Raw genomic sequence first — 15,697 nt, forward strand, 5'->3', positions numbered from 1 at the left:
TTTGGGTAATAATTACAGCGGTGCAGCATGGAAAGGTCATTTGCGAACTGAAAACAGTAATGCTGCGCTATTAAGAACGAATAATCGGCTGACGAAATAATCGGCCACAAAATCCGAGTAATCCGACCAATCCGATAAATCCGCGGTTCAGACAAATGAAAAAGCATTTTCACCTCCTTGGCGACTGGCGCCGCAATGTGCTGCTGTTGGCCGCGGCCAGCAGCCTGGGCCTCACCCTGCCTGCCTGCTCCAACGACGACACCCGCACCGACGACAACGGCGCCGAAGGCAGCTGGAGCGGCGAAACTTACAGCCAGGGCGTCGTGACGGAAATGACCGAAGTGCAGCCCGGCCAGTGGAAAATCACGGCCGAGCGCCCCGCCGGCAAAGAGGAAGTGGCCGCCGTGCTGCACCATTTCGACGGCAAAACCGACACCCTGCAAGGCCAGGCCCTGCAACGACAGATGCAGGATTACAGCCGCCAATACCCCGAAAACCGCGCCAACGGCACCGGCATGATGGACGTGCTCATGTGGAGCGGCATCGGCTTCATGGCCGGCCGCTACCTGACGCCCAACGCCGGCTACTACGCCAGCCCCGGCCTGATGCAAGGCACCCAGGGCTGGCGCGCCAACGTGGCCCGCGAGCGCCAGTCCGGCCGCGGCTTCTTCGGCCGGGGCTTCGGCGGCGGGCGCACCTCCCCCACGGCGGGCGTGCAGGAAAGCCGTTCCACGGTGCGCAGCGCGCCGCGGCCCGGCTTCCGCAGCAGCGCGCCGGCGGGCCGCAGCAGCGGCTTCGGCCGCCGCGGCGGCTTCCGGGGCTTTGGCGGGTAGCTGGGCTGATGTTACTGTACAAAGTAGAACGTCATGCAGCGCGAGCGAAGCATCTTGCCCGCCACCACTAAATCTGATTACGACTGCGGTAAAGATGCTTCGCTGCGCGCTGCATGACGAGCGGTTTTACTCATCACCCAAAGCTATGATTAACCTCCTTCCGCTCGCCGGCGACGTGGCCCCGGCCGTGCAAGCCCTGGGCTGGGACTGGGCCATCGAAGACGCCTGCCAGCACTACGTGGCCCGCGAAGCCGTGCAGCTCACCGAAACCGAGGCCGAAACCCTGCTCCAAGCCGCCGACACGCTCTACGACATGCTGGTGGCGGCCATTCCGGACCCAATTCTGGACGAGTTCCTGCAGAAACTGGCCATCCCGGCCAACCTGTGGGAAGCCGTGCGCCACTCCTGGAACGACGAGCGGCACTGGCACCTCTACGGCCGCTTCGACATCGCCCTCACCGCCGACGGCCCCAAGCTGCTGGAATTCAACGCCGACACCGCCACCGGCCTGCCCGAAACCGCCGTGGTGCAATGGGCCAGCCTGGTGGCCGCCGGCCAATCGGAGGACGACCGCCAAGCCAACGGCCTGTTCGAGTGCCTGGAGGACCAGTTCCGCCACTGGCGCGCCCTGAACAACGACCGGCAGGCCACCCTCCTGCTCGTGCACCTGCCCGGCAGCGCCGAAGACGAAGCCAACTGCGCCGTGCTGGCCGAAGCCGCCCGCACGGCAGGATTTGCCGACGTCTTCGTTTGCTCCGTGGATGCCATGACGGTTTCGGTGCAGGGCCAAGACCGGGGCGTGTGGGCCGAATCGGTGCCGGGCCAATGGCAGAAGTTTGACTTCCTGTTCAAGCTCGTGCCTTGGGAAATCCTGGCCGAGGAAGAGCCCGCCCTCACCGCCGACCTCACGCAGCTACAGCTCACGCGCGACGTGGTGACGGCCAACCCCGCCTACAGCCTTCTCTTCCAAAGCAAAGCCCTGCTGGCGCATTTGTGGGAAGTTTTTCCGCACCACCCGCTGCTGCTCGAAGCCAGCCTAAATCCCTTGTCCGGCCACCACATCCGCAAGCCAGTGCTGGGCCGCGAAGGCCAGAACGTGGCTGAAATGCAGGCCGATGGCCGCCCCGGCGCCGAAGCACCCGGCGAATTCGGCGAGCAGCCGCAGCTCTACCAGCGCTGGGCCGAGTTGCCAACCGATGCGCAAGGCCGCCGCTACCAGGCCGGCGTGTTCTGGGCCGGTGAGGCTTGTGCGCTGGGCTTTCGCCGCGAAACCGGGCTCATTACCAACTTATCGGAGTTTGTGCCGCACGTGCTTGTCTGAACCGCAGATTTTCGCAGATTAAACGGATAAGAACGGATTCTGACGGGTCCGTTCTTTTTTGTTTTCTGTGCTTTGCGTTGATAGATTTCCTTTTGAGTTAAACAAGTGTTCGGGTATGGAAAAGGCACAAGTAGATTTGAACTCGTACAAGGAATTGACGGGTAAAATTATTGGTTGCGCGATGCAGGTTCATCGAGTACTTGGCACCGGTTTTCAAGAGGTGATTTACCAACGGGCGCTGGCTATTGAGTTGGAACAGTGTGGCGTGGAAGCGCAGCGAGAACTGGAAATGCCCATCTATTACCGCCAAAAGGAGATTGGTTCGCGTCGGGTCGATTTTCTGGTAGGTAATACTGTGCTGGTAGAGCTGAAAGCCCTAAGTGGACTGAACGAAACACATCACGCACAAATCATCAACTACCTGGAGGCGTACCGCCTTCCCATTGGACTCCTCATCAATTTCGGTGGCCCTTCGTTAGAATTTAAGCGCTTCGTCAAAACCAAGCCCATTTACTGAGTTGTAAATGCAAAAGCACAGAAAACGAAAAAGAACGGACCCGTTAGAATCCGTTCTTATCCGTTTAATCTGCGAGAATCTGCGGTTCAGACCTTCAGCTGGCAAATAACCGTTTCGCCGCCTTTCACTTTCTGGCCTAGCTCCACTTTCACTTCGGCATCAAGCGGCACGAAAACATCGACCCGCGAACCGAACTTGATGAAACCGAACTCCTCGCCCTGGCTCACTTCGTCGCCCTCGTTCACGTACCACACGATGCGGCGGGCCATGGCGCCGGCAATTTGCCGGAAGAGCACCAGCGGGCCGGCATCCGACTCGACCACCACGGTGGTGCGCTCGTTTTGGGTGCTGCTTTTGGGATGCCAGGCCACCAGGTAGTTGCCGGGATGGTACTTGAAGTACTTCACCAGGCCCGAAATGGGGTTGCGCGTGACGTGCACGTTGATGGGCGACATGAAAATGCTGATTTGCTTGCGCTCGTCCTCGAAGTACTCGGGCTCGAACACATTTTCAATCACCACCACTTTGCCGTCGGCGGGGGCCAGCAGCAGGTCTTCGTGGGTGAACATGTGCCGGAACGGACTGCGGAAAAATTGCAGAATCAGCAAAAAGATAATCACCGTGGCGCCCGCAAACAGCCGGTTGACCAGTACGTTGCCCTTGTTGAAATAAAACATCAACAGGTTTAGCGCCAGCAAAATCAGCAGCGTGACGAACAGGATGCGTCTTCCTTCTTTGTGTATTTTCATCTGAGTTGCGAGACTGGCCGCCGGGGCGAAGTTAAAGCCCACTGTTGAAACAACGGCCCGCCTTGCCGCAACGGGCAAAGTGGGCCGGAGGTTCTTAATGGCGCGCAAAACGCAGGCCTTGCGCGGCCTTCAATTCCACCAACGCCAGCAATGACGTTAGTGGATTGGTTCATGTAGGCTTAGAAGCCGCCGCGGAACTTATAGGTCTGGGCCACTTTGTCGATGGCCACCACGTAGGCCGCGATGCGCATCGGAATCTTGTATTTCTGGCTCGTGGAGTACACTTTCTCGAAAGCGTCGGACATGATGCGGTCGGCGCGCTCGGTCACCATGTCGAGGCTCCACTTGAATCCCTGCTTGTTCTGCACCCACTCGAAGTATGACACCGTGACGCCGCCCGAGTTGGCCAGAATGTCCGGCACCACCATGATGCCCTTCTCGTTGATAATCGGGTCGGCCGAGGCTGAGGTGGGGCCGTTGGCGCCCTCCACGATGAGCTTGGCTTTGATGTTGTGGGCGTTGTGCTCGGTGATGACGTCTTCCACGGCGGCGGGCACCAGCACGTCCACGTCGGAAGTCAGCAGGTCGTTGGGGTCCATCGGCGTGGCGCCGGTGAAGCCTTCGAGGCGGCCGTTGTGGGCGTTTTTATAGGCCACGGCTTCGTCGATGTTGATGCCGTTGTCGTTCCAGTAGGCGCCTGAGATGTCGGAAACCGCCTTAATCTTCACGCCCTGGGCGTGCAGCAAAATTGCGGCCCACGAGCCCACGTTGCCGAAGCCCTGCACCGCGGCCGATACTTCGGTGGGCTTGAGGTTTAGCTTTTTGAGGGCGGCCAGGGCCGACACCATCACGCCGCGGCCGGTGGCCTCGGTGCGGCCCAGCGAGCCGCCCATTACCAGCGGTTTGCCGGTCACCACGGCGGGCGAGGTCATGCCGTTGGTTTTCGAGAATTCGTCCATCAACCAAGCCATTTCGCGGGGGCCGGTGCCCATGTCGGGGGCCGGAATGTCGCGGTCGGGGCCGAAAATGTCTTTCAGGGCCAGCGTGTAGCCGCGGGTCATGCGCTCGATTTCGCCGGGGCTCATCGTGGTCGGGTCGCAGATGATGCCGCCTTTGGCGCCGCCGTAGGGGATGTCGACCACGGCGCACTTCCAGGTCATCCAGGCCGCGAGGGCCTTCACCTCGTCGAGGTGCACGTTTTTGTCGTAGCGGATGCCGCCTTTGCTGGGGCCGAGGATGGTGTTGTGAATCACGCGGTAGCCCTCGAACACGTGAATCTGGCCGTCGTCCATCGTCACGGGGATGTTGACGATGACTTGCTTGTCGGGGGCTTTGAGAACGTTGTAGGTGGCTTCGTCAAGGCCGAGGATTTCAGCGGCGATGTTGAAGCGCGACATCATCGACTCAAGCGGGTTTTCGCGGTCTACTAGCGGAGCGGGCTCTTTATACACGGTGTGGGCTGCCATTCGTGGGGGTTGGTTGAAGTGGTGTTGGGTGGGACTATGGGTACGGTTCAGGGCCGCAAAGGTATTGTTTTTGGCAAGACCGGAGATGAATTGGCTGCAAACGTTTGGGGAATGCCACAAACGTCTGTCATTGCGAGTGGAGCGCAGCGGAACGCGGCAATCCGTCCTGTTCAAACCCAGAGACGTCCTTTTACCAGAAATCCCCGGTACTGCGCAGTGCCGGGGATTTCTGGTTGAATTCATCACTTTCCAAGGCTGGTCGCTGAGAACAGGACAGATTGCTTCGTCGCCGCTTGATGCGCGGAATGCTCGCAATGACAGGCGGTCCCCTACCCCGCCAGCAGCTGCAGCAGCGCCAGCACCGGCAGCACCAGCAGAAACGCGTCGAACCTATCGAGCAGGCCGCCGTGGCCGGGCATGATGCTGCCCGAGTCCTTCACCCCCACGCTGCGCTTGAGCATGGACTCAGCCAGGTCACCCAGCGGCGCGAACACGGCCACCACGCCGGCCGCCACGAGGCGGTGCGTGAGCGGCAGGTCGGGCAGCATGAAACCGATGGCCCAGCCCACGATTAAAGTCATTAAAAAGCCGCCGGCCCAGCCCTCCCAGGTTTTGCCGGGCGAGATTTTGGGGGCCATTTTGTGCTTGCCGAAGGTTTTGCCGGCCGCGTAGGCGCCGATGTCAGAAGCCCAGATGAGGAAGAGCAGGGCGAAGATGCGACGGTAGTCGTAACTATACTCATATTTACTTTCATCCTTAGAGAAAGCTATAAGATGAAGCATCGTCATAGGTAAGGTTATGTAGAGCAACCCAAAGACTGTTGTAGCAGCGTTGACGAAAGGCTGTTTAGCACTAGGCCAGTGCTTCATTTCGCGCACCAGCAGTACCAATGGCAACAATGTGCCACAGACAACAGAAGAAATTATCAGCAGACCGAATGGGTTTGCATTCATGAAGTGAATACCGTCCTCCGTATCACCAGAAACAGGCGAAGTCAAGTAGCCTTCAGATGCGGTAATGAATAACAAAAGTCCTACTCCAATCCCCAACCACGTAGCCGGTGCGTAGCCGCCCGCCCGCATCATGCGGTAAAACTCCCACAGCATCACGGCCTGCACGAAGGCGAAAAACAACCCGAACGTGAAGGGGCTGAACCAGACGCTGCCCAGCAGCAGCGCGGCCCCGATGACGCCCCAGATGACGCGCAGGCGCAGGTTGCTGGGGCCGGCTTTGGCGGCGGGGGTTTCAGCGGGAGTGGCGGGCAGCGGCGGCGTAGAGTCGGACAAGTTGGGATGGGTAAAGAGACGGAAACCTGACCGTCATGCAGAGCGCAGCGAAGCATCTCGCGTGCAATAGTAAATAATAGTTGTAGCACGCGAGATGCTTCGCTGCGCTCTGCATGACGGACTTTTGATTGTTGGGTTATGCTGACGGTTCGTTTCGGTGCACCGCCACGCCTTGGCTGCTCAGCGTGAGCATGGCACTGGGGGCGGCCGGGGCCGTCATGCGCTGGTGCAGGAAATACAGCAGCCCGGCCGAGAGCAGCGCCGAGGGCAGCACCAGCGTCCAGGGCAGGGGCTCGGTGGCGTCAGGGTCGAAGCCCCAGCCGAACTGCCCGTGCTGCGTGAGGTAGAGAATGACGAGCTGAAAGGCGTTTTGGGTGAAGTGGGCGGCCATGCTCACCAGAATGTTGCCGCTCCAGAGGTAGAGGTAGCCCAGCACCAGCCCCAGCACGAAGCGCGGCACAAACCCAAAAAACTGCAGGTGAATGGCCGAAAAAATGGCCGCCGCCAGCCACACGCCCACGTGCGGCGAAAACCAGCGCACCAGATTTTTCTGAATCACGCCCCGAAACATAAGTTCCTCGCCGATGGCCGGCACCAGCGCCACCACCACCAAGGCCACCACCAACCGCCCCGCCGACGTCAGCCGCGTGAGAAACGTGGTGAGGCCCTGGGCCCGGTCTTCGCTGGCCCGCGCCCACTCCTCAAAGCCATGCAGCGCGCCGGGGAAATGCGCCCCCGCGTTCCAGGCAATGAGCGTGGACATGAACGGCAGGATGACGATGATAAGCGCCGCCGCCGCCAGCAGCCACCAGCCCGCGCCCAGCCGCCGCGGGTTGAAATACTCGGCCCACCGATACCCCAAGGCCGAGGCCAGCGCCAGCGCCCCGCCCGCGCAGGCACAAAACAGGAGCACGCCCTGGTAGGTCATCAGCAGCGGCCAGGCCTGCGGGTAGGCCTTGGGGTTCAGCATGGCGTTACCGGCCTCCACTCCCGAGGTGTGGAAGACGCCCTGCGCCAGGGCATAAAACACGGCCAGCCCCACGCAGGCGCCGGCCACCAGAAACACAAGCAGCATGAGTATCTGCAGGCCGGGGTGCAGGGTGCGGGGCAGGAAACCTTTCATAGCGGGGTGCAAGTTGCAGAAGGCGTAAATTTACCGCAGTTTTTAACTTAGGCTCCGCTTGGTTCCGTCTGTCATCCTGAGCGCAGCGAAGGACCTTGTTACCCAAGAAACGCTTTTGGCGATTGATTTCGACACCAAACGTGATAAGGTCCTTCGCTGCGCTCAGGATGACAGACGGGATTGAACGATGCAGTATCCTACAATTTCACCTATCCCCGTGGTCAACATCGGTCCCAACATCTCCCTCCCCGACTTCCCGCTCCTGCTCGCGCCCATGGAGGACGTGAGCGACCCGCCCTTCCGCGCCGTGTGCAAGGCCAACGGGGCCGATTTGATGTACACCGAGTTCATTTCCTCGGAAGGCCTGATTCGGGCCGCTGCCAAGAGCCGCAAGAAGCTCGACGTGTTCGACTACGAGCGGCCCATCGGCATTCAGCTCTTCGGCTCCGATGTGGAAACGATGGGCGAGTGCGCGGCCATCAGCACCGAGGCCGGGCCCGACCTGATTGACATCAACTACGGCTGCCCGGTGAAGCAGGTGGCCTGCCGCGGCGCCGGCGCGGCTCTGCTCCAGGACATCCCCAAGATGGTGGCCATGACCGCCGCCGTGGTCAAAAGCACCCACCTGCCCGTGACCGTGAAAACCCGCCTGGGCTGGGACGAGGGCACCAAAAACGTGGAAGAAGTAGCCGAGCGCCTGCAGGACGTGGGCATTCAGGCCCTCACGGTGCACGGCCGCACCCGCGCCCAGCTCTACAAGGGCGAGGCCGACTGGCGCCTCATTGCCAGCATCAAAAACAACCCGCGCATCAAGATTCCCATTTTCGGCAACGGCGACATCACTTCGCCCGAAAAGGCGCTGGAATATAAAAACCGCTACGGCGTGGACGGCGTGATGATAGGCCGGGCCAGCATCGGCTACCCCTGGATTTTTAGGGAGGTGAAGCATTACGTGGCTACTGGTGAACTGCTGGCCCCGCCCACCCTGGAAGAGCGGGTGGCCATGTGCCAGATGCACTTCGACCGCAGCGTGGAATGGAAGGGCCCAAAAGTGGGCGTGTTTGAGATGCGCCGGCACTACGCCCAGTACTTCCGCGGCTTGGAAGGTGCCAAAGCCTGGCGCACCCGTTTGGTAGACGCCGAAACGCCCGCCGCGGTGCTGGAGATTCTGCAGGAGATTGCCAGCAGCGACGCCGTGCTGGTGGGGTAACCTGCGCACGTAACCGAACGTCATGTCGAGCTGGTCGAGACATCTCGCGTGCCAGAGTAACTGATTACTGCTGCACGCGAGATGTCTCGACCAGCTCGACATGACGTTCTTTATTTTCTCTTGTTATTTCTGAATGATTCCGATTTACGAAAAGAAAACCCGCATCAAAATCCTGGTGGCGGTGCTGGCCCTGCTCATCGGGGCGGCCACTGTGGTGTACACCAACCTGCTGGTGCAGCGCGTGTCGGAGCGGGAGCAGCAGCAGATTCAGCTCTACGCCAAGGCGCAGGAATACATTGCCAATTCGGAGCTGGACACCAACCCCTTCGTCTTCGACCAGATTATCAACGGCAACACCACCATCCCGGTCATTCTCAGCAGCGACGGCAAGGACGTCATCGCGGCCAAAAACATCGACATGGCGCGGCACCTGTCGCTGTCCGACTCCATGGCCTACCTGCAAACCGAGCTGGCGCTGATGAAAACCAAGCACCCGCCCATCGTGGTGAAATTTGGCGGCGGGCAGGTGAACTACATTTTCTACCGCGACTCGCAGCTGCTGCGGCAGCTGCGCACCTACCCGCTGGTGCAGTTGGTGGTGATTGGCTGCCTGGCCGTCATTGCCTACTTCGCGTTCAGCTCCTCGCGCCGGGCCGAGCAAAACCGCGTGTGGGTGGGCCTGGCCAAGGAAACCGCCCACCAGTTGGGCACGCCGCTCAGCAGCCTGGTGGGCTGGCAAAACTACCTGCGCGACTCCGACCGCTTCAAGGATGAGCCCATTGTGGAGGAGCTGGGCAAGGACATCCGCCGCCTCGAAATCATCACCGAGCGGTTCAGCAACATCGGCTCGGTGCCGGTGCTGAAGGACGAAAACCTGCTTCATACCACCCGCAACGCCATCGAATACCTGCAAAGCCGGGTGTCGAAAAAGGTCATCTTCAAGATTGAAACCGACCTGCCGCTGGACACGCCCGCCCGCATCAACGTGCCCCTGTTCGACTGGGTCATCGAGAACATCTGCAAAAACGCGGTGGACGCCATGGACGGCCGCGGCTCCATCACGCTGCACCTGCGGCGGGTGCGCACGCGCCGCACCTGGTACCGGCGCGGCGCCCCGCCCCGCCAGGTCGCCGTCGACATTACGGACACGGGCAAGGGCATTCCCAAAAACAAGCTGGACAGCGTGTTCATGCCCGGCTTCACCACCAAAAAGCGCGGCTGGGGCCTGGGCCTGGCCCTGGCCAAGCGCATCATCGAGAACTACCACGAGGGCCGGCTCTTCGTGAAATGGAGCGAAATGGGCCGCGGCACCACCTTCCGCGTGGTGCTGAACCAGTAATTGGGTAGCCGTGAGCAAAAGAGCTTCATGCTTCGACTTGCGCTCTGCATGACGTTCTTTTGCTCACTGTCCGCTGATAACTGAACCCATGAAAGCTTTTCGCTACGGGATTGATGCCTTGCCGGTCATTGGCAATTTGGCGCTGGCAGGGGCGTTTTGCCTGCTGCTTCATGCTTTTACCCACGGCACTATTCGTTTCAGCACCATTGAGCTGGAGCTGGGCGCTACCTTCCTGTTTATGGGAATTTCCTTTGCCACCTCGGCCGTGCTGATGCTGCTGTACGGCGGGCGGGGCAAGCTGGCGCACCGCGACCGGTTGCTGGCGCTGGTGCCTTGGCGCGGCCACGAGCAGGTGCTTGACGTGGGCACCGGCCGGGGCCTGCTGCTGGTGGGCGCCGCCCAGCGCGCGCCCATGGGCCACGTCACGGGCATCGATATCTGGAACGCGGCAGACTTATCGGGCAATTCGATAGAAAATGCCTATGCCAATGCCGAAGCCGAAGGCGTGCGCAGCCGCACCCATATCCTCAACGCCGACGCCCGCGCAATGCCTTTTGCCGATGCCAGTTTCGACGTGGTGCTGAGCAACCTGTGCCTGCACAACATCCCCGACCTGGCCGGCCGGCGCCGGGCCTGCCAGGAAATAGCGCGGGTGCTGCGGCCCGGCGGCACGGCGGTATTGTCCGATTTTCGCACTACCGGCGAATGCCGTCGCACGCTGGAAGAACTGGGCTGGCCAATAGAGCAGCGCGGGCCGCACCTGCTCACCACCTTTCCACCGCTCACCACGCTGGTGCTACGCCGGCCAGCTAGCGGTTCGTGATTTCCACGTAGGCGTTGCCCGTCACGGGCCGGCCGTGGTGGGTGCCGGTCACGCGGCACATGCCTTCCCAGTAGCGCAGGTTCAGCACTTTGAAGACGCGCAGGTTCAGCTCCTGGTTGGGCACCAGGGGCGTCACGGTGAGGTCGTAGCCTTTGGCGGGCACGGTGAGGTGCCAGGTGGCGGGGTACTTTTTCTTCGAGACGGGGCTGGTCCAGTACGTGACGGGCTCCAGGTGAAAGTCGGTTTCGGCGAGGTGCAGGTTTTCGCCTTTCTCGCCAAAGTGCGAGCCGCCGCCGATGTGCTGGTCGGTTTTGGTGTCGTGCACGGTGTAGAGCATCAGTTCCTCCCGGGGCTCGTCGAGTTGCAGGCTGAGCCAGTCCCAGGCCACGTTTTTCTTGTTCACGCCGCCGCAGTTCCACTGCCGGTCGTACCACAGCTCGCCGGTCACCTGGTGGGTTTGGCCGCCCACTTCGATGGTGCCGGTGGCCGCGAGGCGTGGGTAGCTGTAGTAGCCGGCCTGGGCCACGGCGCCGTACTGTTCGTAGCCGGTGCCGCCGTGCAACAGCACGGGCTTGGCCGGCATGGTGCTCAGGTTGATGGCCTGGCCGGCGTGGGCGGCCATGCGGGCGCGCAGCTGGTAGGTGCCCTCCTGGCCGGTGAGGGTCCAGGTTTCGGCGGCTTTGGGCTGGGTGAGGCTGATGGGCAGGGCGGCGGTGAGGGGCTGAGCCAGCTTGCCGAGGTAGTAGTCGTAGCGAAACTGCTGGGTTTGCGGGTCGGTGAGGGCGAAGTGCACCATTTGGTAGTCCTGCTTGCCGTCGGGGTTGAAGTGGAAGAAAACGTACTCCACGCCGAAGGTCTGGCCGGTGGCCACGTCCTTGAGGTGGCCGGTGAAATACCACCACTCCAACGAGTTGTTGACGTGGGGCGCCTCTTCCTGGGGCAGCTGGGCCCGGCCGGGAAACCGGTCGTTTTTGGTGGTGGGCTTGAGGATGGAACAGGCGGTGGCAACCGTCAGCAGCAGGGCGAAACGCAGGAATCTCATACCCTGCCACAAGGTTTTTTGGGGCCGAAAGGTTTGGTCGGCACTGGGTTTCGCTGTTGTTCGCAGCTAACTGCGTGGCGGTTTCACCGGCCTTTTCGGCAGGTAGGGCTTGCCCATTATCCGCCCCCGCCCTTCCACGGATTGCAACGTGATGTGGACTTCAATGGGCTGGGGCGCGCGCAGGTTCACGCGCACTTCCTGCGCTTTGAACTCAAACGGCTGGCCTTGCACGCGCAGCGTGAGGGTACCGGCCTGCACCGGCGGCCACTGCGCTCCCAGCACCAGTTCGAAGCGGCCGGCCTCGTCGGTAGTGGCCCCGTACTGGGTGTCATTGATAAAAAGGAACATGCCCCGCACCGGCCGCCCATTCTCGCCATCCGTCACTTGCCCCCGGATAATGAGTTGCTTGTGCGCCGCCGGGTCGGCCGCCGCCAGCGCGGGCGGGGCGGGGGGCACCTGTGGGGTGTCGGCGGCGCTGGCCGCCAGCGGGTGCCAGCCCAGCAGCGCCAGTCCGGCCACCAACCAGCGTCGCCAGCGGCTACCACTTGCACCGGGCGCAGCCGCCACCTGCGAGGTGTGCGCCACGATGCACACCGGCGCGCAGCCGCGCGGCGCCGAGAGGAAAGCCAGGATTTCGGCCTCACTCAAGCGAGTGAAATCCACCACTTCGGTGGCGCACGCGGCGCAGTGCCGGCCCTGGGCGGTGGGCGTCATCGTGGCCCAGCTTTCGGAGCAGGGGCGCGGAATGGATATAAGAGAGTGAACGGCCATGTGTCTAAATTAGCTTCTTTAGGGTTTACCACCGCCGAAACGGCCGCGTGAGCCAGTACTTGCCCCAGCCAAACAGGGCCCGGGGGTGCCAGGGCGCCGGCGGCAGGGCCCGGTAAAGGCTCGTTACTACAATTTCGCCAATCAAGCCCTTCGTATCGGCTTCGAGCCGGATAAGCTGCGCGGTGCCGGCGCTGTCGGCGGCCAGCACCCGGGACTGCGCCACGTAGCCGATGAACGACACGCGCAGCGGCACGCCCGCCGGCCCCACCAGCTCGGCCGGAATGGGCAGCTGAAACGAGCCATCGGCCGAAGTACTCGCGCCCACGGTGGTGCCCTGCACCAGCACCGTGGCGCCGGGCACGCCCTCGCCCGTGGCCGCATCGGTCACGGCACCCCGAATCGTGAGCGGCTGCACTTCCAACGCCAGTGGGGCGCCCATTGTGGCTTCCCTTGATTCCGCGGGCTGGTTTGAGGTCGTCGTCGCGGAGCCTTTTGCCGCCAGGGGCGGCCCCTCCACGGGCAGCGTGGCCGGCACCGGGCCGCCCCAGTAGCGGGCGCGGGTTTCCGCCGGGGCTTGGGCCCAGGCGGCCGGGCTCACGCCTTCGCGCACAGCCCACACGGCTACGGCCGCCACCAGCCAGGCCCGCCACCGGGCCGTGGGGGCAGCCGACACGGCGCGCTGCAACGGCCGCGCCAGCTGCCCCGCCGCGAAGCGCCCGCAGGTGCGCCCGCTCGCGGCCCCGGCCAGGAAGGCCAGGATTTCGGCATCGGTTTTCCGGGTGAAGTCGACCACCGTTTTCTGGCAGGCGGCGCAGTGGCGGCCGGTTGCGGTAGGCGTCATGGCATCCCAGCTTTCGTGGCAGGGCTGCGGAATGGTGAGGGCAGTGGAGCGGCGCATAGGGCAGGTTGGTTTGGAAGCCTGATGCGCGGGCTCGGCCAATTGCACACGTCCCGGCCGCGAGCAGTGGCGTGGGCTTCGCCAGCCGCCCGTTGCGCCACGGCTTTGGAGCAGTGCGCCACGGCTTCGGGGTGTTGCACCAACGTTTCGAGGCCGTGCGCCAACGTTTCACGATGCTCCGCCACCCCTTCGAGGTGCTCCGCCACGGGGCCGGGCCGCGCCGCCGTAGCCGCAGCCCGCAAAAGGCGCTATCTTTTGCCCGTCAAAACCCTGCTCCGCCCACCGTTCATGCGTTCCTCCACTTCCCTTTTCCGCCGCAAAACCATCGCGGCCATCCTCCAAAACCCGCCCGCCGACCATGAGGGCCCCGTGGCCGGGGGCCTGGCCCGCCACCTCACCGTGCGCGACCTCACCGCCCTGGGCATTGCGGCAATCATCGGGGCCGGCATTTTCAGCACCATCGGCAAGGCCAGCCTCGACGGCGGCCCCGCCGTGTCGCTGCTGTTCGTGTTCACGGCGGTGGCCTGCGCGTTTTCGGCGCTGTGCTACGCCCAGTTCGCGGCCACCATCCCGGTCAGCGGCTCGGCCTACACCTACGCCTACGCTTCGTTTGGCGAGCTGGCCGCCTGGATAATCGGCTGGGCCCTGATAATGGAATACGCGGTGGGCAACATCGTGGTGGCCATTTCCTGGTCCGATTACTTCACTGGGCTGCTCGACGGCATCGGCCTGCACCTGCCGCTCTGGCTCACCATGGGCACCCAAACGGGCCACGCCGGCTACGAGGCCGTGATGAGCCTCATGCAGACCGGCCGGCCGCTGGCCGAGGCCACGCCCACCCAAATGGACGGCTATAAAGCCTGGACTTCGGCCCCTGAGCTGTTCAACGGCTTCCACCTGGTGGTCGATTTGCCGGCCTTCGTCATCACCGTCCTCATCACGGCGCTGGTCTACGTGGGCATTAAGGAAAGCAAAAACGCCTCCAACCTACTAGTGCTGCTCAAGCTGATTGTGGTGTTCATCGTCATTGCCGTGGGCGCGTTCTACGTGCAGCCCGCCAACTGGCACCCCTTCGCCCCCAACGGCGTGGGCGGCGTGCTCAAGGGCGTGTCGGCGGTGTTCTTCGCCTACATCGGCTTCGACGCCATTTCGACCACCGCCGAGGAGTGCAAAAACCCGCAGCGCGACCTGCCTAAGGCCATGATGTACGCCCTCGTCATCTGCACGGTGCTCTACGTCATCATCACGCTGGTGCTCACGGGCATGGTTTCCTACAAAGAATTGGGCGTGGGCGACCCGCTGTCGTTCGTATTTGCCAAAGTGGGCTTGTCGCGCCTCTCGGGCCTGGTGGCGGTGAGTGCGGTGTTTGCCATGGCCTCGGTGCTGCTGGTATTTCAGCTGGGCCAGCCGCGCATCTGGCTCACCATGAGCCGCGACGGGCTGCTGCCGTCGGTGTTTGCCCGCATTCACCCGCGCTTCCACACGCCGTCGTTTGCCACCATCGTCACGGGCTTTTTCGTGGCCGTGCCCGCCCTCATCCTGAACATGGATTTGGTGGTCGACCTCACCAGCATCGGCACGCTGTTCGCGTTTGCGCTGGTGTGCGGCGGCATCCTCATCATCGACCCCTACGGCCGCTCGGAGGCCCGGTTCAAGGTGCCCTACATCAACGGCCAGTGGCTGGTGCCGCTCATTCTGGCCGTGGGCGCCTTCCTGGTGGTGCGCTACAACGCGGCCAGCAACCACGAGTTCTGGCTCGACGCCAGCGGCCAGCACGGCTGGCTGCAGCGCGACGCCGTGAGCGACAAGGTGACCGGTGGCTTTGCCCACCAGATTCCCACGCTGGTGTTTTTCCTGTTCTGCATCGCCCTGAGCGTGCTTTCTTTCCGCAAAAAGCTCTCGCTGCTGCCCACCCTGGGCCTGCTCATCAACCTGTATTTGATGACCGAGCTGGGCATCAGCAACTGGACCTTGTTCTTCGTGTGGCTGCTCATTGGGCTGGCCGTGTATTTCACCTACGGCTACAAGAATTCCAAGCTGGGGCAGCCCAGCGCACCGGCCACGGCCTAGCCCGGGCCGCTCTGCTTCTTGATGCCCAAACGGGCCCCGGCAAGTAGGTTGCCGGGGCCCGTTTTTTGGTGGCTTTCGCTGAGGTTGAGGGCGGCGCACGGCCCAGCTTTTGCGGGCCCGGTTTCGGGCGCGCGGGGGCAAAGTGAAACGGCGTATATTTCGGCGTTCTTGCAGCGCGGGCTTTCGCCATTCCGTCTTTGTACCGGCCGGGTCCGCGCTCTGCTGCCCTTGCCTTTTCTGCTTGCTTTT

General features: G+C 62.6%; 14 protein-coding genes. 7 read left to right on the top strand and 7 right to left on the bottom strand.

What is annotated here, in order from left to right:
* The first annotated feature begins 155 nt into the window (after positions 1 to 155).
* The 3 genes from I2H31_RS17305 to I2H31_RS17315 all read left to right on the top strand — a co-directional run bounded on the left by I2H31_RS17305 (position 156) and on the right by I2H31_RS17315 (position 2,671).
* On the top strand, positions 156 to 833 hold the full coding sequence (locus tag I2H31_RS17305) for a hypothetical protein (protein ID WP_196294312.1): 678 nt from the start codon (positions 156 to 158) through the stop codon (positions 831 to 833).
* A 145-nt stretch (positions 834 to 978) separates the two neighbouring features.
* Positions 979 to 2,154 carry a glutathionylspermidine synthase family protein gene (locus I2H31_RS17310; RefSeq protein WP_196294313.1) on the top strand — a complete coding sequence of 392 codons (1,176 nt, stop codon included), beginning with the start codon at positions 979 to 981 and terminating at the stop codon, positions 2,152 to 2,154.
* Between the two features lie 115 nt (positions 2,155 to 2,269).
* The gene (locus I2H31_RS17315; RefSeq protein ID WP_196294314.1) at positions 2,270 to 2,671 is read left to right on the top strand and encodes a GxxExxY protein; all 402 of its coding nucleotides are present in this window, start codon (positions 2,270 to 2,272) and stop codon (positions 2,669 to 2,671) included.
* A gap of 86 nt (positions 2,672 to 2,757) precedes the next feature.
* Here I2H31_RS17315 and I2H31_RS17320 read toward each other — a convergent pair whose 3' ends face one another.
* The 4 genes from I2H31_RS17320 to I2H31_RS17335 form a co-directional block, all read right to left on the bottom strand.
* A complete protein-coding gene (locus I2H31_RS17320; RefSeq protein WP_196294315.1) occupies positions 2,758 to 3,420 on the bottom strand; it encodes a phosphatidylserine decarboxylase family protein in 663 nt (220 codons plus the stop codon).
* Positions 3,421 to 3,599: 179 nt separating this feature from the next.
* On the bottom strand, positions 3,600 to 4,886 hold the full coding sequence (locus tag I2H31_RS17325; protein ID WP_196294316.1) for a Glu/Leu/Phe/Val family dehydrogenase: 1,287 nt from the start codon (positions 4,884 to 4,886) through the stop codon (positions 3,600 to 3,602).
* Between the two features lie 329 nt (positions 4,887 to 5,215).
* Positions 5,216 to 6,172, bottom strand: coding sequence for a phosphatidate cytidylyltransferase (locus I2H31_RS17330; protein WP_196294317.1), 957 nt, complete (start codon positions 6,170 to 6,172; stop codon positions 5,216 to 5,218).
* A 136-nt stretch (positions 6,173 to 6,308) separates the two neighbouring features.
* On the bottom strand, positions 6,309 to 7,295 hold the full coding sequence (locus I2H31_RS17335) for a CPBP family intramembrane glutamic endopeptidase (protein WP_196294318.1): 987 nt from the start codon (positions 7,293 to 7,295) through the stop codon (positions 6,309 to 6,311).
* A gap of 217 nt (positions 7,296 to 7,512) precedes the next feature.
* Between I2H31_RS17335 and dusB the strand changes: the two genes are divergently transcribed.
* From dusB to I2H31_RS17350, 3 genes are all read left to right on the top strand, one after another.
* On the top strand, positions 7,513 to 8,505 hold the full coding sequence (dusB, locus tag I2H31_RS17340) for a tRNA dihydrouridine synthase DusB (RefSeq protein WP_196294319.1): 993 nt from the start codon (positions 7,513 to 7,515) through the stop codon (positions 8,503 to 8,505).
* Positions 8,506 to 8,638: 133 nt separating this feature from the next.
* Complete coding sequence (locus I2H31_RS17345; protein WP_196294320.1) at positions 8,639 to 9,844, top strand: ATP-binding protein; 1,206 nt, start codon at positions 8,639 to 8,641, stop codon at positions 9,842 to 9,844.
* Positions 9,845 to 9,932: 88 nt separating this feature from the next.
* Positions 9,933 to 10,667, top strand: a complete 735-nt coding sequence (locus I2H31_RS17350) for a class I SAM-dependent methyltransferase (RefSeq protein WP_196294321.1) — start codon at positions 9,933 to 9,935, stop codon at positions 10,665 to 10,667.
* Here the strand turns inward: I2H31_RS17350 and I2H31_RS17355 are convergent.
* The 3 genes from I2H31_RS17355 to I2H31_RS17365 form a co-directional block, all read right to left on the bottom strand.
* Positions 10,654 to 11,709, bottom strand: a complete 1,056-nt coding sequence (locus I2H31_RS17355) for a lipocalin family protein (RefSeq protein ID WP_196294322.1) — start codon at positions 11,707 to 11,709, stop codon at positions 10,654 to 10,656. The two genes, I2H31_RS17350 and I2H31_RS17355, sit on opposite strands and share 14 nt — an antisense overlap.
* 66 nt (positions 11,710 to 11,775) lie before the next feature.
* Positions 11,776 to 12,480: a carboxypeptidase regulatory-like domain-containing protein gene (locus I2H31_RS17360; RefSeq protein ID WP_196294323.1), complete on the bottom strand. Its 705-nt coding sequence runs from the start codon at positions 12,478 to 12,480 to the stop codon at positions 11,776 to 11,778.
* 25 nt (positions 12,481 to 12,505) lie between these two features.
* Entirely contained in the window at positions 12,506 to 13,378 is an 873-nt protein-coding gene (locus I2H31_RS17365; RefSeq protein WP_196294324.1) for a carboxypeptidase-like regulatory domain-containing protein, read from the bottom strand.
* Between the two features lie 288 nt (positions 13,379 to 13,666).
* On the opposite strand from I2H31_RS17365, the gene I2H31_RS17370 reads away from it, so the two are divergent.
* On the top strand, positions 13,667 to 15,448 hold the full coding sequence (locus I2H31_RS17370; RefSeq protein WP_196294325.1) for an amino acid permease: 1,782 nt from the start codon (positions 13,667 to 13,669) through the stop codon (positions 15,446 to 15,448).
* Positions 15,449 to 15,697 lie beyond the last annotated feature (249 nt).

Origin of the sequence: Hymenobacter ruricola (assembly GCF_015694525.1) — a bacterium.
Taxonomy (GTDB): domain Bacteria; phylum Bacteroidota; class Bacteroidia; order Cytophagales; family Hymenobacteraceae; genus Hymenobacter; species Hymenobacter ruricola.